20 protein-coding genes are annotated in these 19,905 nt (G+C 43.7%); 12 read left to right on the top strand and 8 right to left on the bottom strand.

What is annotated here, in order from left to right:
* Positions 1-24: 24 nt before the first annotated feature.
* Both HWN40_RS05895 and HWN40_RS05890 read right to left on the bottom strand, forming a co-directional pair.
* On the bottom strand, positions 25-528 hold the full coding sequence (locus HWN40_RS05895; protein ID WP_176964866.1) for a hypothetical protein: 504 nt from the start codon (positions 526-528) through the stop codon (positions 25-27).
* Between the two features lie 12 nt (positions 529-540).
* The gene (locus HWN40_RS05890; protein WP_176964865.1) at positions 541-1,284 is read right to left on the bottom strand and encodes an RAD55 family ATPase; all 744 of its coding nucleotides are present in this window, start codon (positions 1,282-1,284) and stop codon (positions 541-543) included.
* A gap of 154 nt (positions 1,285-1,438) precedes the next feature.
* On the opposite strand from HWN40_RS05890, the gene HWN40_RS05885 reads away from it, so the two are divergent.
* Together HWN40_RS05885 and HWN40_RS05880 are read left to right on the top strand one after the other, a co-directional pair.
* Positions 1,439-2,179 (top strand): Nif3-like dinuclear metal center hexameric protein, encoded by a 741-nt coding sequence (locus tag HWN40_RS05885; RefSeq protein ID WP_176964864.1) that lies wholly within the window; start codon positions 1,439-1,441, stop codon positions 2,177-2,179.
* Positions 2,180-2,189: 10 nt separating this feature from the next.
* On the top strand, positions 2,190-2,360 hold the full coding sequence (locus tag HWN40_RS05880) for a hypothetical protein (protein ID WP_176964863.1): 171 nt from the start codon (positions 2,190-2,192) through the stop codon (positions 2,358-2,360).
* A gap of 45 nt (positions 2,361-2,405) precedes the next feature.
* Here HWN40_RS05880 and HWN40_RS05875 read toward each other — a convergent pair whose 3' ends face one another.
* The 3 genes from HWN40_RS05875 to HWN40_RS05865 form a co-directional block, all read right to left on the bottom strand.
* Positions 2,406-2,957: a tRNA (cytidine(56)-2'-O)-methyltransferase gene (locus tag HWN40_RS05875; RefSeq protein ID WP_176964862.1), complete on the bottom strand. Its 552-nt coding sequence runs from the start codon at positions 2,955-2,957 to the stop codon at positions 2,406-2,408.
* Positions 2,958-2,982: 25 nt separating this feature from the next.
* On the bottom strand, positions 2,983-4,503 hold the full coding sequence (locus HWN40_RS05870; protein WP_176964861.1) for an AMP phosphorylase: 1,521 nt from the start codon (positions 4,501-4,503) through the stop codon (positions 2,983-2,985).
* Positions 4,504-4,758: 255 nt separating this feature from the next.
* The gene (locus HWN40_RS05865; RefSeq protein ID WP_176964860.1) at positions 4,759-4,935 is read right to left on the bottom strand and encodes a hypothetical protein; all 177 of its coding nucleotides are present in this window, start codon (positions 4,933-4,935) and stop codon (positions 4,759-4,761) included.
* A gap of 122 nt (positions 4,936-5,057) precedes the next feature.
* Between HWN40_RS05865 and HWN40_RS05860 the strand changes: the two genes are divergently transcribed.
* Both HWN40_RS05860 and HWN40_RS05855 read left to right on the top strand, forming a co-directional pair.
* On the top strand, positions 5,058-5,708 hold the full coding sequence (locus tag HWN40_RS05860) for a LysE family transporter (protein WP_176964859.1): 651 nt from the start codon (positions 5,058-5,060) through the stop codon (positions 5,706-5,708).
* Between the two features lie 171 nt (positions 5,709-5,879).
* The gene (locus HWN40_RS05855) at positions 5,880-6,017 is read left to right on the top strand and encodes a hypothetical protein (protein WP_176964858.1); all 138 of its coding nucleotides are present in this window, start codon (positions 5,880-5,882) and stop codon (positions 6,015-6,017) included.
* 1,187 nt (positions 6,018-7,204) lie between these two features.
* Here HWN40_RS05855 and HWN40_RS05850 read toward each other — a convergent pair.
* Positions 7,205-7,567, bottom strand: a complete 363-nt coding sequence (locus HWN40_RS05850) for a SpoIIAA family protein (RefSeq protein WP_176964857.1) — start codon at positions 7,565-7,567, stop codon at positions 7,205-7,207.
* A 443-nt stretch (positions 7,568-8,010) separates the two neighbouring features.
* Positions 8,011-8,295 (bottom strand): DUF4405 domain-containing protein, encoded by a 285-nt coding sequence (locus HWN40_RS05845; RefSeq protein ID WP_176964856.1) that lies wholly within the window; start codon positions 8,293-8,295, stop codon positions 8,011-8,013.
* 372 nt (positions 8,296-8,667) lie between these two features.
* Between HWN40_RS05845 and HWN40_RS05840 the strand changes: the two genes are divergently transcribed.
* The 8 genes from HWN40_RS05840 to HWN40_RS05805 all read left to right on the top strand — a co-directional run bounded on the left by HWN40_RS05840 (position 8,668) and on the right by HWN40_RS05805 (position 18,582).
* On the top strand, positions 8,668-9,120 hold the full coding sequence (locus tag HWN40_RS05840) for a nucleoside deaminase (RefSeq protein ID WP_246276002.1): 453 nt from the start codon (positions 8,668-8,670) through the stop codon (positions 9,118-9,120).
* A 106-nt stretch (positions 9,121-9,226) separates the two neighbouring features.
* Positions 9,227-10,414 carry a mechanosensitive ion channel family protein gene (locus tag HWN40_RS05835; protein ID WP_246276001.1) on the top strand — a complete coding sequence of 396 codons (1,188 nt, stop codon included), beginning with the start codon at positions 9,227-9,229 and terminating at the stop codon, positions 10,412-10,414.
* Between the two features lie 98 nt (positions 10,415-10,512).
* A complete protein-coding gene (gene pheA, locus HWN40_RS05830; protein WP_176964854.1) occupies positions 10,513-11,394 on the top strand; it encodes a prephenate dehydratase in 882 nt (293 codons plus the stop codon).
* Positions 11,395-11,426: 32 nt separating this feature from the next.
* Positions 11,427-12,311: a DUF7502 family protein gene (locus HWN40_RS05825; RefSeq protein WP_176964853.1), complete on the top strand. Its 885-nt coding sequence runs from the start codon at positions 11,427-11,429 to the stop codon at positions 12,309-12,311.
* A gap of 50 nt (positions 12,312-12,361) precedes the next feature.
* Positions 12,362-13,333 carry an AAA family ATPase gene (locus HWN40_RS05820; RefSeq protein ID WP_176964852.1) on the top strand — a complete coding sequence of 324 codons (972 nt, stop codon included), beginning with the start codon at positions 12,362-12,364 and terminating at the stop codon, positions 13,331-13,333.
* Between the two features lie 39 nt (positions 13,334-13,372).
* Positions 13,373-14,251 (top strand): DUF58 domain-containing protein, encoded by an 879-nt coding sequence (locus HWN40_RS05815; protein ID WP_176964851.1) that lies wholly within the window; start codon positions 13,373-13,375, stop codon positions 14,249-14,251.
* A 3-nt stretch (positions 14,252-14,254) separates the two neighbouring features.
* Positions 14,255-16,120 carry a vWA domain-containing protein gene (locus tag HWN40_RS05810; protein ID WP_176964850.1) on the top strand — a complete coding sequence of 622 codons (1,866 nt, stop codon included), beginning with the start codon at positions 14,255-14,257 and terminating at the stop codon, positions 16,118-16,120.
* A complete protein-coding gene (locus HWN40_RS05805) occupies positions 16,120-18,582 on the top strand; it encodes a VWA domain-containing protein (protein ID WP_176964849.1) in 2,463 nt (820 codons plus the stop codon). Before HWN40_RS05810 ends, HWN40_RS05805 begins: the two co-directional genes overlap by 1 nt.
* Before the next feature lie 29 nt (positions 18,583-18,611).
* Here the strand turns inward: HWN40_RS05805 and HWN40_RS05800 are convergent, their stop codons facing one another.
* Entirely contained in the window at positions 18,612-19,886 is a 1,275-nt protein-coding gene (locus tag HWN40_RS05800; protein WP_176964848.1) for a hypothetical protein, read from the bottom strand.
* Positions 19,887-19,905: the final 19 nt, after the last annotated feature.

Below are 19,905 nucleotides of genomic sequence, written 5' to 3'. Positions count from 1 at the left end.
CTGTCAAAATTGATATCAGATGCATTATCTCTTGGGAATCAGCTGCTTAAAACCTTTTATCTGTGAGGGCCTGTCAATGGCCTTTGGACGGGAGGTAGAGCTTGGCAGATCCGTCACTCCGGGTTGCTGAATGGCAACTATTGTATTATCATCGATCTCACGCTGGCTCTGATAGCCTGCCTCGATCTTTGGATTTTTTATTTGCTCACCTATTTGCTCATGAGATGAATCTGATCTGCTCTTTTGTTTTTCAGCATCTTTTCTGGAGAGACCGGCGTTCACGTCTCTTTCCTTCGTTTTAATGCCTTCTTCCTTTCCCTTACCGTAGTTTTCACTGACAAGTTTTCCAAGGCCCGATTCCTTAGCAAGGTCCTCGAGCATGGAGTACTGCTCACTTACCCATCCCAGTTCAGAGTGTTTATGGTAACCTACTTCAAAACCAAGACTATAGGCATTTTTTACAAGCTCGTCGATCTCCGATTTGGTGAGCTGTGTCTGCTCCTCTTTCTTTTTGAAGAATCTTACCATATCAAACACCCCTCACTCAAGAAGTCCCTGGACCTCCATCCCTTTTTCAGTGAAATGGACACCACGCAGATTACAGTCATGTTTGGTTCCCCGCATCTTGATGACCTGTATCGCACGTGTCATTGTTTTATCGTACAGGAAATTATGCAGGAAAATAACACCATGTGATGCGAACTGCTCTGTGGAATAGGCAGTCGGATCCGTCATCTCGGAAATAAGTATCGTGGTACAACCCAGTTTCTTAAGGTTGCGTATGAAGCGACTCATTTCCTTTTCCTGCAGGGAGGGATCCTTTGTGGTGAACCGGATCGCTGAAACAGAATCGATAACAAGCCTCTTGACCTCATATTCAGCAACATAGGCTGCTATCTCCTTGAAGACCGTTGCAGGAGACGGTGCCTCATGTTCACCTGGAGAATTACCGACCTCATATTCCGGAGTCACATAGTCATTGAGATCGTCAATAAAACCATATTCCATCCTGGGTCCAAGATCTGCAAAGAGCAGCTTGTTCATTTTGACCAGTGGTATGACATTCATGGCATAGTTTGACATGTCATCGATTATATTCTGAGGGCTCTCCACCAGACTCACATAAAGCCCTACATCCCCGTGTGTTGCTCCGTGGGCAAGATACTGGACACAAAAGGTAGTCTTACCGCTTCCCGGAGGTCCACTTACAAGATAAACGCGCTCGGACAGAAGGCCGCCCTGCACGATTTCGTCAAATCCATCAATTCCGGTTCCAATTCTCATGAAGTAACCTCATAGTAATATAATATTTGTTTCTATATTTATAATAACCATATATGTATTAATTTTATCCTTTTAATTCTATATATAAATTACTTATATTTATCACGAGTCTATTTGCGACAAATTGAAATCTCTTGAAAATTATCCGTTATTTATGAAGCTTTCAGACGTAGTTCTCACTCTTGAAGAAATAGCCCCTCCCGAGCTTGCGGAAGATTTCGATATTGGCAGGATAGGATTGACGCTTGATCTTGAGAACGATATAGAAAAAATAGCCGTTGCCCTTGATCCCACGGAATATGTGCTAAAAAGAGCAGCCGACATCGAGGCTGATCTTCTGATCACACATCATACACTTATCTTCAATGCAGTGAACCGTATCGACAAAGCACTTGCGGATGTACTTAAAATTGCTCTGGACAACAATATCTCCATGTACTCCATGCATACCAACTATGACAGGGCAAAAGACGGTATCAATGACGTACTTGCAAAAAGAATAGGCCTGGAGAACATCGAAGAGACGGATATGGGCAGGATAGGTACGATAAGTCCCTGCTCGGCTGAGAACTTTGCCAACCATGTCGCAAAGAGTCTTGACACACATGTATGGTACACCGGCAAAAGAGAAGAGGTAAGTAAAGTCATGGTATTCGGGGGCAGTGGTTTTAAGAGCGAGTTTCTTGAAACCGCAAGAGAACATGGTGTTGATGCCTACGTTTCATCTGAACTCAAACATGACATAATACGTTCCTGGGACGATATGCTGCTGGTGGATGCCACCCATTATGCAACCGAGAATCCCGGCATGGAGGAACTGTGTCCGAGGCTTGAGGAAAAGCTCGGAATAGATGTGGAATTCATCGACCATAATCCCTTCATAAGAACACTTTAAGTGAAAAAATATGTCTGATAATGAAGAACTGACCGATGAAGAGCTGGAAGAGTTGCTTGAAGAGCATTCAAAACTAAAGGAAAAACCAAAGCACAGAGGTTACGGGGATTATGAGAGAAGAAGAATCTACAGGGGACCTTCTGTAAAAAGAGACGAGAAGAAAGAATCCGATCCTTCCTGACAATTCAGTCCCCCTTTATCAAACTTTTTTCCTGGCTATTTTACTCTACTCAATGGAACCTTGCTCTTGTTGCCGGTTATCCACTACTCTTTTCCCGCATTCCGTAGGCAGAATTGTCAGTTCCCCGCCACTGAATTCATTTTTCAGGGGATCAGCCACGGCTATCCTGTCCAGGGTCACGGCAACTGCGGCAACCTCGGAGTGAGGTTGATTTCCCACAGCAACATTCCAGTCGGCAAGCTCATATATCTCGAACGGGACTTTTTCAGCACCTACTACTATCATCAGTTTCTCAGCTTTGCTGATCTCCGAAACTGCGTCAGGCAGGTTTACCCCGTACATGGAAAGATGGCACACCTTACCGCCTTGCTCTTTCCATTTCCTGATCTCGGCCTTCCAGTTTACATTGTTCCTGACATAGAAGTCTCCGCCCCACCTTTTGGAAACATCGGAGATATTGTCTGCAAGCTTTGGGTCATCGGATGCCAGCAGCATACCCTCAGCACCAAAGGCCCTGGCTGTTAGCCCCACATGAGTGGTAATCCTCTTATCGCGCACAGGACGATGACCGAGTCTTAGGATAACTATACTTTTCATATATGCACCTGGATTGAGAGTATGATCAGAGTTCCCTAAGGTCTGCCACCTTCTCAATGAGCATGCCTTCTACGAGTATCGGAGGATTTTCCCTGCAGAACTTAACCGCATCTTCGAGCTTGTCCTTCTTCTCAGCATATACGGTCAGTACGGGCTGGCCTTTTTCAACGACCTCACCACGTTTTTTGTGTATGAGCACACCAGCACCTTTGTCGTTGGGTGCTCCGGCATATCTTGCTGTCTGGACTATCCGCTTGTTGTAGAACTCGATAATATAGCCATTTGCAGGAGCCGTGATATCAGCCTTGAACTCGCCTACTTTGATATCCTCATGAGTGACATCCGGGTTTCCGCCCTGTATCTCGATGATCTCCTTCAGCTTTGCAAGTGCCTTTCCGTTCTTCAGGGTTTCATAGGCCAGGTCCCTTCCCTGTCCTCTTGCTGCCACACCACCCATCTCAAGCAGCATACCGGCCAGAGCAACACTCTTTTCGATAAGGCTGTTCGGACCTTCCATTGTCTCAAGCACCTTCAATGCCTCGATAACCTCAAGCGCCGGACCAACTGTCCTGCCAACCGGAGATGCACCATATGTAAGTGCACAGTCCACGTCCATGCCCAGACGCTCTCCCAGACTGATGAGATCCCTGGCAAGTTTTCTGCCTGTTTTCGCATCGAGTATCTTGGTACCCGCGCCCATTGGTATGTCCATAACTACTTTCTGGGCACCTACAGCACCTTTTTTAGCCATTATGGAAGCAAGGAGCTGGCAGTGGGGATCGATAGATAGCGGATATTCGATCTTGATCAGCTTGTCATCCGCAGGTGCTATATTGGTAGCACCTCCCCATACAATGACACCGCCCACCTTTTCGGTCATTTCCTTGATCTGGGATGCTGAAAACTCCACTGGTGCCAGTATTTCCATAAGGTCTGCAGTTCCTCCCGCACCTGTAATGGCACGAGAACTGGTCTTGGGTATAAGAAGACCATTCGCTGCCACTATAGGTACGATGAGCAGGGAGATCTTATTGCCGGGTACTCCGCCTATGGAATGCTTGTCCATGATCGGAGAGGTACTGAACTCTATCTTCTCACCTGTCTCTATCATAGCCCTTGTGAGCCATTCGGTCTCGTCCTCGGACATATCCTTGATATATGTAGCAGTAAGGAAAGCGGCAATTTCGATGTCATTGAGATTCTCCTCAACTATATCCTTTACAAGTTCGTTTATCTCGTCCCTTTCAAGCTTAAACCCATCCATGACCTTACGGATGATACGGGAGGATTTTGGCCTCTCGGCAGGTTCAACCTCCACGGTCTCTGTCCACTCCCGCTGAAGCTGCTCCTGGACCTCATGGTACAGCCCCACCATTCCGGGAGATATCATGTCCTCTGTGAAATCAACGATAGCAGTAAGGGTTACATGATCCTTTATTCTGACCCTGTCACCTTCATAGACCCCAAGTTCCTTTGCATCGATGGTATTCAATACCACCTTATACTTGCCGACTTTGATATCAATTGGCTGTACTTTTAATTGCATTTTTACACCTTTATTTTATAGAGGAAATGCATCAAGGGATAAATAAGTTAACCTCTGTTAATCGGGGAATATAAATAAGGCTCTCAACCCAAACCCTTTAATAGGCATGAGACTAGAGTTCTGAGTTTAGAAATGCGCATTTCTATTCCCCAACATAAAGCACCAGAGGTGAGTAAGTGAGCAATAAGACAAATGAAAACTTCTATAGAGCTAAAAAAAACAGAGATAGAGTGTCTTTGAGGGAATACTATTATTTTATTTTATTTTATTCAGGGTTGGAGTTAATACAGTTCCGTACAGTGTTCCGTCGTAGTAGATTGCTCCATTTCGAACAACTGTTGCCCCATTGCCAGGGTCAGCTGAAGCAGTACTGGATATAGCAACAAGCATTCCGATTGTGATTAATAACAATAGTAATCCATTTCGTGTCATTAGCATAAATGCGAAAGAGTCTTTCTTAAATATGCTTGCATAATCATAATGATAATCAAAATTGAAAATCTTTATGCTGATTTTATTATTATAGCAAGTCGCCTATATAGCATTCAGATTTTATGGCAGTAGATACAATAAACCTTATACAGGCTTTTATTTTAGGTTTCACAATAGGTATTTCTGCTGCATTGGTGCCAGGTCCCATGATGCTTGCAACCATAAGTATATCCTTAAAGAAAGGATGGAAAACCGGACTCTATGTTTTTGGTGGTCATTCCATTGTTGAAACATCTTTGTTTTTGCTGATTATAATGGGTTTGTCCACTGTGCTTATAAAAGACATGTTGCCCTACATTGCCATAATAGGTGGTCTGGTGATGGTACTTTTTGGAGCATTCATAATCTCAAGGGCTAAAGAAGCATCAACAATAGATATCAATGCTTCAGCTTCCAAATTTGATGTGACCAATGGTCCTGTATATGCAGGTATTGTTACTTCCGCACTGAATCCCACTTTACTGTTATGGTGGTTAACAGCGGGCAGTGCTATAATACTCCAGCAGTATATGTTAGGTATATATGCAGTTATTGCCTTCGTTATCGGCCACTGGATAGCAGACCTTGGATTTCTTGTTTTTGTATCCTCATCATTTTCCAAAGGTAAGGATTTTTTATCAACACGTACACATAAATGGTTGATTTACATATGCGGTGTGTTCTTGATTTTTATAGGAGTATTTTTCCTTGTAGAACATAATAGCTTTCTTTGATATACGCTATCTGAAAATTTCAAGCCATAATATTTGAGCAAAACTAACGAATTAAATATCGGTTTAGGTTAAATAAAAACAAGTATTGGTAGGTTTACTGTCGGGATGGGGTTCCTGGCACTCGAACATGGATGGAGTAAATTTAACTCCAGATACAGGTGGGGTAAATAAATGAATCAGCTAACAGAATGTCCAGAATGTAATGCACATATGCAGGAAGTGAATGAAATTGTACAGCAATGTGAAATCTGTGGATACTGGACTGAAACCGGAACTGCCAGACTTGATTCACTGATGGTATTTGCATAAATGTGAAATTTTAGGGGTATACAAAATGTGTTATTGGGCTAAATTTTGGGATAAAGAAAAAGTGCTAAGAGAAGTACCACTGCATGCAAATACGCAAACTGAAGCAATGGACCTTTTCCAAGAAGACTTCCCAAACATAAGTCGCTTTGAGTTGATAAGACCTTAAAATCCACAAAAACTAAATTTATTTTTTCTATTGCATTTTTTATAGTTTGTTATTACAAAGAGGATAACAAGGGTACTTTCTTGCATGAGATTAAAGTCCATTATAGTAAATAGAATAATTATGAGTAGTAAAAGTGAGAATTTAGGTTCCAAAATGGTATATAATATCTACAACGAAGAGCTCTGTGATGTCCACAAAGGGACATTTTTAGACAACAACCAATGTTAAAGATGGGATGCCATCAGGTAGTTTCATATAAACTGCCTATTTTCTGAATTTTGTTCTAGTGCAACTTTCGAATATTACATTATGACAGAATATGAGTAATTATGTGTGAGAACTGAAGTCCAAAAACGATATATGCTTCATGCAAAAATAGTATATGTGGTGCCCTATCAATAGAACTCTTTAAACCCAACCAAGATTAAAGAAGTGATAAATACACTAGCAACCCAACGCTAATTTATTTCTTACAAGTGAGGAATAGGGCACCTTGATAAAGGTATAAACGTAACTTCTTTGTTTTAATTAGTGTAGAAGATAAAAAGTTGAATATTGTTCTAAAACTGAGATTAATTTCAAAACAATATATATGACTCTCCTGTAAAGGAACTTTGCTGCACCCTACAATCAAGTAAATCTTTTTTGTAAACTTTTAAGCCACGAATTCCCACTCCCCAATAACCCACTCTTTAAAAGTTTATTCTGCTTGAATTTTGGTGCATATCTTTATTATTGAAAGTAATTTAGATAAAAATAAATAGTTCTATTTTAGAAATACAATTACACCACGCACACAAGAGGATTGTGCGGGTGGAGTGGTGGAATAATTCAGGGCATCGTTAGGACCAAGAGCGATGCCCACTTTTTTAAAATGAAGCTAAATGATAAAGCTAAGGTTCCAAAACAAAAATTAGTGAAAGGTAAGAGTTTACGACATAGGACATTTTATAAAAGGATTGTCAGAAGTCACAACTTTACTCAAGCAATGAATGAAATTGATTGGCCAGAATTTTAGACTTCAATCGTTGATCCACACTTTTGCTTTGGGAAGTTCTTCAATACTGTAGGTTCTTACCGGACCTGGAATTACATACTTAAAAATTTCAACAGCACTATTGATCCAGTCCACATCTGAAACTACTGCGATCTTTTCAAAGGATGTGAAGTACTGTGTGACAGCCTTAGCGTCCTCCAGGATAGCTTTACCGCTAAAACTCTCAAAGTCCTCGTCCAGATAATAGAGGAAACGAACTTTTCCATACTTTTCCTTTTTGTCCTCAATGGCAGGAATCAAAACCTTATCATAGTCCTCTTGCTTTACTACTCCACTTGCACGGATTGCCAAAACTTTATCCGGCATATCTTCCATGATCTCTATCATTCCACTCCTCCTTTTGTGGTCTGCTTAATTCGATATACTGCGATTTAGAAGATTTCTTTCAGGTGTTACATCCCCCGCAAACACCTGAAAGTCACATTATAGTTGTTAAGGCATCAGCAATAAATATTTTCAGTGTAAGAGATGATAATAAACGAAAAACTGATGTCGTGATTGAAGAAAAAATCCTAGAGCTTAGCTTTTTAAGATAGCATCGCTCCATCTATCCAGCAGTTCCCTAAGTGCCTTTAATAGGATAGGTTTGGAAAAGACGGTGAAAATATAGCTCTGTATAAATCCCTGTTTGAAGTACAAGACAATCTTGGCATATCTGCCAAGGTTGCTTACTATTTGTTTAATTTTGATTTATTTTATCTAATTCCTGAATTTTCTTGCTTTGATTTCTTCTCCACACTTCCCTTTGAGTATTGAGAACATAGTTTCAATCAGATTTCTGTTATCTCGCAGTTCGCGGATGATCCGCTCTTGCTGCTGAAGAAATTCCGTGTTGTGCAGACCATCCACTTCCAGTGTAACACTACATGCAGAAGTGAGAATGCAACCATCAATATCCCTATCTGCTCATGCATGTGAAACAATTCCCTTCCGCTGAATCCAAGAAAGCTTGCTCCATGGCTTCCATACATCAGGACAATTCCTGTTAAACTTACAATGACTGATTGTGCTAATAGTGGAATATCCACAAGATAATTTAGTGTTGTCTTCTTCATTTCTGAACTCCTGTATGCTTTTTTTATGATCTGAATATTGGATCTGTTCTATGAATGTAAGAAAGATCACATGCGGTGTGCGATATGGGTATTATGCTGGTGTGTGGTGATGGTTGGTGGTACTCTGCATGTGATCTTTGCAATTTCCCGATTTGCAGATGCAAATATAAAGATACTTATAATTGAAAAGTAACCGTAAAGCTTCAACAGAAATTTAAGCTTGAATAGGAGGCTTTTAACTTTTTAAATGCTGTATAATAGCCCCATTAGTCCAGAAGCTCGAAATAAAGTTTTATTTTCTAAAATTGTCGTTATTCACTTACCAATTAACTTAAGGGATATCAGCAATGATACAGGTTCATGAATTTTTTTATGCAAACAGCCATTGATGAAGCCAGACATGGAATCGTGCACAACCATGGTGGACCATTCGGTGCTGTTATAGTCAAGGATGGAGAAATAGTTTCAAAGGCACATAACCAGGTATTAAGAAGCAACGATCCCACAGCCCATGCCGAAATACTTGCCATCAGAGAAGCTTCCGCATTACTCAACAATTTCGACCTGTCGGAATGTGAGATATATACCACATCCCAGCCCTGTCCCATGTGCCTTGCAGCCATATACTGGGCGAGGATCAAGACCATTTACTTTGGTTCCGATAAGGAAGATGTGGCAGAGATCGGATTTGATGACAGTCACTTCTATGACCTTATATGTGGCAATGCTGAAGACCCTGATTTTAAAACTGTGAGGATGGACAGGGAGAAATGCCTTGAGTTAATTGATATCTGGGAAGAAAAACCTGATAAACAGATGTACTGAGTTTCAATGTAATATACGAACAGAATATATAAGATACTACACAATAGATTATAATCAAGAGTTCACAGGTATCTGCTGAACCACTATTTTGAAAAAGGGACAGACGGTGACTTCAAACATGGCACTCGAGGATTTTACGGCAAGTATTATTACGTTGATCGTAACCATCCTGCTAATTCTGGTGCTGACATATCTTTTCAGGAAGAAATCACTTTTCTACAGAGAAAAGATAGTACAGGAGATAACTATTTTTTTGGTCATGCTTCTGGGTATTATTTTCACTATCTTCACCCTGCCGATCAGTGCCGAGGACAAGAACATCATCCTGACCTTCCTGGGAATCATAATCGGTGCAGCAATTACATTTGCTTCCACCACTTTTGTTGCAAATGCGATGTCAGGTGTTATGCTCAGACTGATAAACCCTTTCGAGCTCGGTGATTTCATCAAGATCAACGATACCTTCGGGAGGGTTACTGAGATCAATTTCCTGCACACCCAGATACAGTCCATCGACAGGGACCTGATAACCATACCGAACCGGACCCTCATATCCTTCCCCCTCAAGACAATCCGCTCCTCGGGTACTATAATCACAACAAGCGTATCCCTTGGTTACAATATCTCACGCAGCAATATTGAAAAGAATCTCTTGCTTGCAGCCGAAAAGACAGGACTTGAGAACCCATTTGTGCATGTCACAAAGCTCGGTGATTTTTCTGTTACATATAAGGTAGGAGGCTTGCTCAGGGATGTTGAAGGTATAATTACCGCAAGATCGGACTTCAAGAAAAACGTAATGGATACCCTGCACGAGGCAGACATCGAGATCGTTTCCCCCACATTTATGAACCAGAAAGTCTTCAGCCAGGATTACGTATGCCTGCCGCCGGAAGAAAAAGAGATCATCGGCCAGAAGCAGGAAATACCTGAAGTGAAGACCGAGGAGATAATTTTCGACAAGGCCATCGAAGCCAGAAACCTCAATCAGATATACAAATCCGTTGAGCAGTTCCCGGCCAGACGAAAAGCTATTGAAGAGAAACTCAGGGACCTCCAGGAGGAAAGAGCCCAAAACAGGATAAAGGATGAATTGACTTTACTGGAACAGGAAGAAGCGGAGCTCAAACCCGAGATACAGGAGCTCAAGACCGGCCCGGACATCACTGCCGATATGGAAGAAGAGGACAGGGGCTCCATCATCAACACCATAAAGGATATTGAGAACAGAGCTTCGGAGATAGACAGCGGTCTGAAAAGACTGGAAAAAAGGCTGGAAAGGCTACTGCCATAAAAGTTCCTGAACATCGAAACCTTTTCCTGTGACCGGACGGTAGAAAGTTCCATTGATAACCAGAAAATACTTTAAATTTGACAATCCTATTGCCCAGGATGATAATCGCTGTGCTCGGCCCCAGGGGCTCTTACTCGGAAAAAGCTGCCAGACAATGGCTTGCTGAAAATTGCAGTGAAGACGATCAAGTTCTCGAATACTGTGATGATATACAGGATGTTTTCGTGTCCCTCAAATCGGGTTCTGCTAAAATTGGCATAACACCTGTAGAGAACTCCATCGAAGGATCTGTGGGCGTCACACTCGACATGCTGCTGGAATATGACATAGATATAATCGGAGAGACCGTGGTGACAATCGAGCACTGCCTGCTCTCCAGGGGCAAAAAAGAAGACATCAGAATCATTCTTTCACATCCTCAGGGGCTTGCCCAGTGCCGTCAGTTCCTGAAGGACCATTTCAAGGATGCGGAACTCAGGACCACTGGTAGCACATCTCATGCTGCCAAGCTTGCCACCGAGTTTGAGGAGATGGCAGCTATTGCCTCACGTGAATCCGCAGAGATGTATGACCTGAACATAATTCTTCCGAATATACAGGACAGGGAACAGAACCACACACGTTTTCTCATTATGGCCGGTCCGGATTATTCGACTAACAGTTGCCAGGATACTATACGGAATTCCGCAGTTCCGGAAGCAAAAAGATTCTTTAAAACTTCAATTATTGTGTACCTTGATCGTGATCGTCCCGGAGCTCTGTATGAGATACTCGGGGAATTTGCAAGTCATGGGGTAAATCTCACAAGGATCGAATCCCGACCTTCCAAACGCAGTCTGGGAGATTACGTATTCTATATAGACTTCGAAGGACATATAAACGATGAAATTATAAAAGAAGCAATATATAATATAGAGTCCAAGGTCGGAATGTTGAAAAACTTAGGTTCATATCCGATATATAAAAAGGATCACTTATAAATAGATGAAATTACATCGAACCCGGTGCCGCAATGGATGTCAGAGACTTTATTAAAAAGCAGGAATCAGCCCTGAAAAGATACCGCAGGGTCTACAAGCTGCTGGATTTCATCACAATCCTGATCATACTATATACTATCATGGTCGTGCTGAATTTCGACCAGGTATTTACTTTTATAGCCAGCCTCGAAGTGCGCGTCGGAACCAGCTACGAAGTAGCGGGCAGAACTATTCCTTTCGAGACTGTTGCCATGCTGCTCATTGCAGCTTTCATGTCCCTAATACTGACATTGCTGCTACACATAAGGGATAGAAAAACAGCCGCAATATTGCAGATTGAGCAAAAATATCCGAACCTTCGGGAAAGGCTACGCACTGCATATGATAATAGCAATGTTGACAATATAATAGTAAGTGATCTGCTTGAGGCTGTATCTTCTAATCTCACAAAGGTAAGGTCGTCAGAGTTCCTGAGAAAAAAACGGATTATCGTAAGTATCGTACTCATACTGCTTTCAGTTTCGGCCCTCACCTACATTACTACAAACAATATTGGAACAAATCCTGACTGGGAAGAAGTGATCAACAGTATTCCGGGAATGCAGGAAGAGGATAATCCCGGTGATGTGGCTGTGATAGATGAAGGTGAAGACGGCCAGGGAGGCAATGGTAACGAGGACCTGACCGGTGAGCCCACAGTAGTTGTTGTGGACGGAGAGGAAGTGGACCTGTCATTACCACCTGGTACCGGAACCGGTTTTAATCCGAACGATGAAGCCGAAGAGATCATAGAGGATTTTGAAAATTCCCCAGGAGGACCCCCCACGGTGACACCTTCCGGGACTTATTCCGAAGAACTGCCCGAAGGATACGAAACCGTCATCAGAGACTACTTCGAACAGCTTGCTGAAGAATGATAGTAACTTTAATAGAATTATTTCTAGGACTAAGATAAAGGAGAAAATAAATGGCTAGTGACCTGAATTCAAGGGATATTACGCAGACATACAAAGTTGCTGGAGATATGTTTGCCACTCTTTCCAATGAGATCGGCAAGGTAGTTGTCGGCCAGAAGGAAACGGTGGAACAGATAATTATCGCAATTCTCTGTAATGGCCATGCGCTGGTCGAAAGTAACCCCGGACTTGGTAAGACCCTTACCATATCAACAATATCCAAGTCAATGGACCTGAACTTCAGCAGGATACAGTGTACGCCTGACCTTATGCCTGCGGATATCACCGGAACTAACATTATCGAAGAGAGTGACGGGCACAAGCAGTTCAAGTTCGAGCCGGGACCGATCTTCGCAAATATAGTACTTGCGGACGAGATCAACCGTGCGTCACCGAAAACGCAATCCGCACTTCTCGAAGCCATGCAGGAAAAACAGATTACCATAGGTAATGACACATATCTCCTCGAGCAGCCGTTCTTCATACTTGCCACACAGAATCCCATTGAGATGGAAGGTACCTTCCCGCTCCCAGAGGCGCAGCTCGACAGGTTCCTTCTGAAGATTCTTCTGGAATATCCCAAGTACGAGGAAGAGATTGAGATCGTGGACAGGTATACACGTTCGGTGATGCCGAGTGTCGGCAAGGTGCTTAACAAGAACACACTCATCGACCTTCAGAAACTTACAAGGGATATGCCTGTTGCTGATGATATCAGAAACCGTGCCATCAAGATAGTTATGAGCACCCGTGTTAAGAACGAGTTTATCGAGTACGGTGCATCCCCAAGGGCATCTATCGGCCTGATACTTGCCGCAAAGGCAAGGGCACTACTCCAGGGAAGGAACTTCGTAAGCAACGAGGATATTGATGCAATGGCCTATCCAATCCTCAGACACAGGATGATACTCACCTTCGAATCCGAAAGGAAGGGTGTCACTACGGACCAGGTTATCCGGAATATCCTTGAGAAGATAAAATAAGTCATCGGCCAGACCGGAAAATAATCCGAGAAGCAGGCAATGAGCGAAAAAAAGCATACTATAGATGTTGATTTCTTCAGGCAGCTCGACCGCTTTACCTTCATGGTAAGAAAGAAGGTGTCCACTGCCTATGCCGGTAGCAGGCGATCCACCCATAGCGGAAAGGGACTGGACACTGTCGGTTACAGGGAATACAACCGGGGAGACGAACTCAAGTCCATAGACTGGAAGGCATATGCCAGGATCGAAAAACTCTATGTACGCCAGTTCGAGGAAGATAAATCCCTTACAACCCATATCTTACTGGATGCCAGCAATAGTATGGACTATGCAAGCGAAGATACCACCAAATACGAATATGCAACAATGCTTGCTGCTGGTTTTGCCTATCTTGTCACAAAGGACAATGACAAGTTCGCGATCTCGACCTTTGCAGATGATGTGAATATAGCAAGAGCCAGGAGAGGCAGGAAATACCTCCTGCAGACCATCGAGCGTCTTGAAGATGTGAAACTGGGAGGTAAGACCGGTATCGATGAGATTACCACACAGTACGGGAAAGCCATAAAGTCAAGGTCACTCATAATCATTATATCTGATTTTCTTGATGACTTCAAGTCGATAGAATCTGCAATCTATCGTTTTTCATATCACGACCTCATACTTGTCCAGGTACTTGACCCAACTGAGCGAAACCTGAAGGTACACGGCCACAGCAAGCTGGTAGATCTTGAAACGGATGTCAATCTTGACACATATGTAAGTGATTCGTTCAAGGATGAGTACCAGGAAAAACTTGAAGAGCACATAAACAGGATACAGGACACATGCAGCAGGGTAGGAGCCGAATTCTACACCTTCACCACGGATATACCGATATTTGATGCGTTCCTGCACACCATCAGCAGGAGGAGATAATCAATGCCCTTTGAAAACCCCCTTGCTCTTGCCGCTCTTGCTAGTGTCATTCCGTTGATAATCCTCTACCTGCTCAGGCCAAAACCACTGCAGGTGATGGTGCCTTCGCTGATGTTCCTGATGAAGATACAGGAAGAGAAAAAACGTTTCTATACATCCATCACTAAACTCATAAAGGACCCGCTTTTCCTTATCCAGCTATTTGTTCTGATATTACTTGCACTGGCAGCAGCAGCACCTTTTATCGAGACCCAGGAACCACTGAGTGGAGAGCATACTGTCATAATTATAGATTCATCCGCAAGTATGCAGACCGATAACCGCTTCGAGGATGCTGTCTCGGATGCAAGGGATTATGTGAGCAGGACAAACAGCATAATACTTGCAGGCAACACTCCGGTTACAGTGCTTGAGAGAGAAGGATCGGACGCAGCCTACCAGACCCTTGACTCGGTTGAGCCGGGAGCAACGGTTGCAGATATCTCCGGTGCAATCTCCGCAGGTATGCAACTGCTTGACGAAGGAGGAAGGGTTGTTGTTATCTCCGATTTCACCAACTGGGAGGGAGATGACCCCGTAAATGCAAAGACTCTGGCACAATCTTTCGGACTCGATGTCGAGTACGTCCTTGTTGGCAGAAGTACTGATAACGTAGGAATTATTCAGGGAGAGGTACAAGCGGTCGAAGGGTCCTACACCTACACAGGTGTCGTGAAGAACTATAAGAACAGCAGGGAACTGGTCGAGCTTGAGATCAGCACCGGAGGTTCGACAACAACCCAGAGGTTTGATGTTGCAGCGCGATCCACACAGCAGTTCAAGGTAGATAATCTGAAAAGAGGCATCACAGAAGTGACGATTACAACTCCTGACAGTCTTATGGTGGACAATACAGCCTACGTATCCATACCCCGGGTTTCCACAAAGGAAGTACTCGTGGTATCTGATGTTGAAAAACTACCATCATATACAGCCCTGTCACTCATGCCGAACATCCGGACCACCCTTATGAACGGAGTACCTGCAGACCTTTCAGATTACAGTTTTGTGGTCATTGCAAACAAAGAGAGAGCACTGGCATCAGGTGAGATCGAAACACTTGGCAGCTTCATCAGATCTGGCGGAGAGAGTGTATTTGTGGCAAGTAATGCACTGTCCGGGGATAATGCCGGTGCCAGCCTGCAGGAGCTGATGCCTGTGATTACCGACGGAGTTGTGGAAGCTGAAAGAGGTACCACGCTGGAAGTCCAGCAGGATACCAGGCTCAGCGAGGATATCAAATTCGATGAGGTTGCCGTTTACACTTACCTCAATGCCACCGAAAGGAGAGGTGCCACCACACTGGTCAGCACTACCGAAGGTGTACCCATGCTAAGTTACGGGACCATAGGAGACGGAACAGTGGTCTATCTGGGACTCAACGATGCACTTGCAGAGGATGCATGGAACAACTTCCATAACCTGCCCGAATACCCGGTATTCTGGTTCAAGCTTGCGGGATGGCTCGGAGGCACCGGAACCATAACCGATTATAACTTACAGACGGGTTCTGTCTCCGCACTTGCACAGGTACAGGACATCGAGACACCCAGTGGTGTGGAGAATGTCAACAGGGTACTCTATGATGAGGCCGGTGTGTACACCGTGGCAGGCAAACAGATAGCTGTAAACCTTTACGATGACAGGGAGTCCGATACGACCCTTGAAGGAGTGGACCTGATCGAGCGTGCGGAAGCTGAGGAAGATCCAGGCATTGTGCGTGCTGACAGCTACACGGCAAAGAACTACCTTGATACGTATATGATAATCATAGTCTTCCTGCTGGTCCTGCTTGAACTCTACATAATCAAAAAACGGGGTGAACTGTAATGGCAATAATTAATTTTGAAAGCCCTGAGATGCTCTGGCTCATCGTTCCGGTCATTATCGGCGGAATCTATCTGTTCAGAAAATCCACAAAAAAGAGCCTCATAATTTCCAGAATGATTGTTGCCATATTGCTTGTGATCGCATTTGCATCACCCTATACTCTGGATGCGAGAGTCAGCTCCAGCGAGAATCCCGATATTGTCCTGATATCAGACGAGACGGCCAGTATGGAACTTTTCAATGGAGAGACATCGACAAATCTCTACGAAGCTCTGACCGCCATGACGCCCACAACACTTGTCCGGCTCACCGGAGAGGAAACTGCCCTTGGTGATGCCATCATGCAGTATGCAAGAGGCGATAACCAGATAGTCCTGGTAACCGACGGTAACAATAACCGGGGAGCAGAAATTGAAGAGGCGCTTGAATTTGCCGATGATGTGGGAACCACCGTCTACTATGTGGAACCTGATCTGGAAACAAATGACCTGAGTGCACAGATAGTCGGAGACAAGACCGTAATCGTGGGCAATGACAACCAGTTCAACATCCTTGTAACACAGGCAGACGAAGAAACTATAAGTTTTAGTTATGAGCTGTACAGGGACGATGAGCTCATAAGAAGCGGCGACTCTGAAATAAATGAAGATGAGCGCACAAAGACCATACCTGTACCCCAGATCAGTTTCTCAGAACTCGGAGAACATACTTTGAGACTGGTCATTACACCTTCATCAGACTCGGACCCCATCAATAACGAATTCTACAAGAGCATATATGCAATACCCAAACCACCCATACAGGCTGTAGGACTGGAAACGGATTCGCCTCTTGCTTACAATCTATTCAAGCTCTATGATGTGGACACATCAGATGATTTCTCAGATCTTGATGGTACAAAGGCCATAGTTCTGGATAATGTACACGCGAACTCACTTTCAGCAGGCGATGTGGAGGATCTTAAAGAATATCTGCGGGACGGACGCGGTATTGTTGTCGTGGGAGGAGAGAGGTCATATAATTTCGGAAATTATCTTGATTCGGATATAGAACAGATACTACCTGTGATATCCGAGCCCACTGACTATAGTGGAGGAAGGAATGTTGTGCTTGTGCTTGACGTATCCCAGAGTACGGCTGCACATGGTACACTTGGAGATATTCTGGGAAATGCTGTTCATATAATTGAAAACGAGAATCTCAGAGATGCGTATCTCGGAGTCATCGCTTTTGGAAGTGAAGGGCTGGATGTCTCAAATGGTCTGGTCTATCTTGGAAGTGCATCCAATGTCGAATCATTAAGAAACAGTGTTGAAACACTTTCACCCACAACAACCAGTGAGACCTCACTTAATGAGGGACTTCTCATCGCTGAGGAATGGCTGCAGAACGAGGTTGGAGAACTTGATATAATAATCATATCCGACGGTGGTATAGAGCAGTCATATGACGAAAGCCTTGAGATTGCCAATAATATACAGGGCAATGGTGTGAATATGTACTATGTACATATCCAGTCCAGTGCCCCTTCCCAATATGATAATACCGGAACTCCCTATGCTGAAAAGTTGATGAGTGAGATAGGAGGCATTTACTTCCATGTTGCACAGGGCGAGAGAGCAAATATCGTCTTTGATGATCTGCAGGAACCCACTGACACTGGTAACGAGACTCAGATAAGCTCCTACCCGCTCATAGAACTCAACACAAAGCACTTTATAACACGTGATGTGGACCTTGAAGGCAATATCACAGGTTTCAATGACGTTACTCCCAAGGCAGGGGCAGACAGGCTTGTGATCACCAGCACCGGAAAACCAGTGCTAACCACATGGAGATATAGCCTCGGAAGAGTAGCTGCCCTGACAACAGATAACGGAGAAGGCGGGGAGACAAGATGGGCTACCCAGCTTTATTCAGGAAATAATTCAAAGCTCATATCATCCACCCTGAGCTGGGCTGTGGGCAATCCAAGGGAAGAGACAGGTGCTGTGGTTGAAGCTCCTGACGGCTGGTTCGGAACACCCGTGGAGATCGAGCTCACTATGTATGACGATGGAATACCGATCCTGAAACTTGACGGGGAAGACGTATCCATTTCACTTACAGGTGATAATGTCTATGAAGCATCCGTGGAGCCCGATACCATAGGAATGCATGATCTGTCAGGCTATCCAATCGCGATTAACTACGGCCTTGAATACAGGGATGTGGGACTCAATGAGGACCTACCCGCAATGATAAAACAATATGGCGGCCAGACCTATGAGGACGGACAGGATGCCCGTGCAAACCTGCTTGTGGATGCAAGGGAGAACTCACAGACACTGGTGCGTGAGAGCATCAGCCAGAAGATCTGGTTCCTGCTGGCAGCCCTTGTGATCTTCCTGGGGGAGGTCATACTCAGAAGGATCAGAGAGATACAGGAAATGAAGAGAATGCAAAGGGAAGTACAGGGCTGAAACTTTTCTTTTGCATCCCTTCCCAATTTTCAAAAGTTTCCCATTTGCATGTGTTTGTGTTGGAGAGCCTGCATGACTCTTTTTTTCGCACTTGATCTTTTCATCCGGTCAAGCCTGCTGAATTCTCCAAGCTGTCTGTCAACCCTGTCATGTTCCAGCAGAACTGAAACATCCCCCATCAATTTTCTATATAGCAGGTCAAGACCTTTTTTAGTTATGGATTTACGCTTTTCATCCAGAATGCCTTTTTGAATCATCTGATAACAATGATCCTCAAATCCGGAATCATTCAAACCAATATATCCCAGCAGATTCCTCTCATTTTCAAAACCAAGGAAAAACATGAACAATATCCTCATTTGTATGTCCTCTGTTTTATTCAGGATACCATAGAGTGCAAGTACAACGGAACTGTCATGTGACAAAAGAAAAACTGTTGATCCGTCCAGTGTGTGCATTAGCAGACCCAGACCTGAGATATGGAGTTTTTTCAGTTCTGCCATCCCTATATTATCAACATTAAGATATTTCCAGATATCCTCTGTCTGAACGAAACCGCTAAGAGAAGAGTTTTCGTGTTTCCAGAGTATTTTGTTAGCTATCGTATTTGCCGGTATGTCTTCCCTGAAGGTCCAGTTGCTCGATAGTTCGTTGAACTTATTATCAATATCGGTACCAAGTTTTACTTTCCCACTATCTCTGATCTTTTCCACTACATCCATACCCGATGATGTTAAAGATGCATAGTCATCCACCATATCTTTTCTTTTCAGACTGTTAAAGGTCCTCTGTAGAAGAGCAGTGTCATTATTAAAAAGAGGAAGAATTACGGTTGAGCTGTCCATTCCTGTCGCAAAGAGGCATAGAAGACGTATTTCTTCCGGCTGAAGATTTCCAATTACCGGATCCGCTTTTAAACCTAAAAGCCGCATGAGAAGGTGTTTCAAAGTAGAGACATCTTCCTTTTTGCCTGCGAGAACCAGGGAGAAAAGAGCATTTCCATGGCCAATGGTCGCTTTTTGTTTATAGTCAACCACCAGAAAAGAACCATGTTTCGTGTAATTCTGGATTTTATTGGCAACTGCATGTGAAAGTGGCCGGTCTATAAATTCAATTTGTTCAAGAAGGATCCGAATTACTTCAGTACCGGCAATTATCTCGATGTTTCTATCCGTTAAGCGAACTCTCCATGCATTCCATTTTGAAGAATCGATATAGTACATCGTTGATATCTGCGGGATCCCGGCTATACCATAGAAATCCATTTCGCCATAGAACATTGGTTTTTCGGACCTGGGGATCATATCAATTTATAGTTTACAA

It is taken from the genome of Methanolobus zinderi (genome assembly GCF_013388255.1).
In the GTDB taxonomy this organism is placed as follows: Archaea; Halobacteriota; Methanosarcinia; order Methanosarcinales; family Methanosarcinaceae; genus Methanolobus; species Methanolobus zinderi.
Note: the sequence above shows the minus strand (reverse complement) of the source record. Positions and strands in the feature narration are given on the sequence as shown.

What these genes read in the sequence shown, in the direction of transcription:
- HWN40_RS05895 (WP_176964866.1), bottom strand. Translation starts at nt 528, where the DNA reads ATGGTAAGATTCTTCAAAAAGAAAGAGGAGCAGACACAGCTCACCAAA.
- HWN40_RS05890 (WP_176964865.1), bottom strand. Translation starts at nt 1,284, where the DNA reads ATGAGAATTGGAACCGGAATTGATGGATTTGACGAAATCGTGCAGGGC.
- HWN40_RS05885 (WP_176964864.1), top strand. Translation starts at nt 1,439, where the DNA reads ATGAAGCTTTCAGACGTAGTTCTCACTCTTGAAGAAATAGCCCCTCCC.
- HWN40_RS05880 (WP_176964863.1), top strand. Translation starts at nt 2,190, where the DNA reads ATGTCTGATAATGAAGAACTGACCGATGAAGAGCTGGAAGAGTTGCTT.
- HWN40_RS05875 (WP_176964862.1), bottom strand. Translation starts at nt 2,957, where the DNA reads ATGAAAAGTATAGTTATCCTAAGACTCGGTCATCGTCCTGTGCGCGAT.
- HWN40_RS05870 (WP_176964861.1), bottom strand. Translation starts at nt 4,503, where the DNA reads ATGCAATTAAAAGTACAGCCAATTGATATCAAAGTCGGCAAGTATAAG.
- HWN40_RS05865 (WP_176964860.1), bottom strand. Translation starts at nt 4,935, where the DNA reads ATGACACGAAATGGATTACTATTGTTATTAATCACAATCGGAATGCTT.
- HWN40_RS05860 (WP_176964859.1), top strand. Translation starts at nt 5,058, where the DNA reads ATGGCAGTAGATACAATAAACCTTATACAGGCTTTTATTTTAGGTTTC.
- HWN40_RS05855 (WP_176964858.1), top strand. Translation starts at nt 5,880, where the DNA reads ATGAATCAGCTAACAGAATGTCCAGAATGTAATGCACATATGCAGGAA.
- HWN40_RS05850 (WP_176964857.1), bottom strand. Translation starts at nt 7,567, where the DNA reads ATGATAGAGATCATGGAAGATATGCCGGATAAAGTTTTGGCAATCCGT.
- HWN40_RS05845 (WP_176964856.1), bottom strand. Translation starts at nt 8,295, where the DNA reads ATGAAGAAGACAACACTAAATTATCTTGTGGATATTCCACTATTAGCA.
- HWN40_RS05840 (WP_246276002.1), top strand. Translation starts at nt 8,668, where the DNA reads ATGCAAACAGCCATTGATGAAGCCAGACATGGAATCGTGCACAACCAT.
- pheA (WP_176964854.1), top strand. Translation starts at nt 10,513, where the DNA reads ATGATAATCGCTGTGCTCGGCCCCAGGGGCTCTTACTCGGAAAAAGCT.
- HWN40_RS05825 (WP_176964853.1), top strand. Translation starts at nt 11,427, where the DNA reads ATGGATGTCAGAGACTTTATTAAAAAGCAGGAATCAGCCCTGAAAAGA.
- HWN40_RS05820 (WP_176964852.1), top strand. Translation starts at nt 12,362, where the DNA reads ATGGCTAGTGACCTGAATTCAAGGGATATTACGCAGACATACAAAGTT.
- HWN40_RS05815 (WP_176964851.1), top strand. Translation starts at nt 13,373, where the DNA reads ATGAGCGAAAAAAAGCATACTATAGATGTTGATTTCTTCAGGCAGCTC.
- HWN40_RS05810 (WP_176964850.1), top strand. Translation starts at nt 14,255, where the DNA reads ATGCCCTTTGAAAACCCCCTTGCTCTTGCCGCTCTTGCTAGTGTCATT.
- HWN40_RS05805 (WP_176964849.1), top strand. Translation starts at nt 16,120, where the DNA reads ATGGCAATAATTAATTTTGAAAGCCCTGAGATGCTCTGGCTCATCGTT.
- HWN40_RS05800 (WP_176964848.1), bottom strand. Translation starts at nt 19,886, where the DNA reads ATGATCCCCAGGTCCGAAAAACCAATGTTCTATGGCGAAATGGATTTC.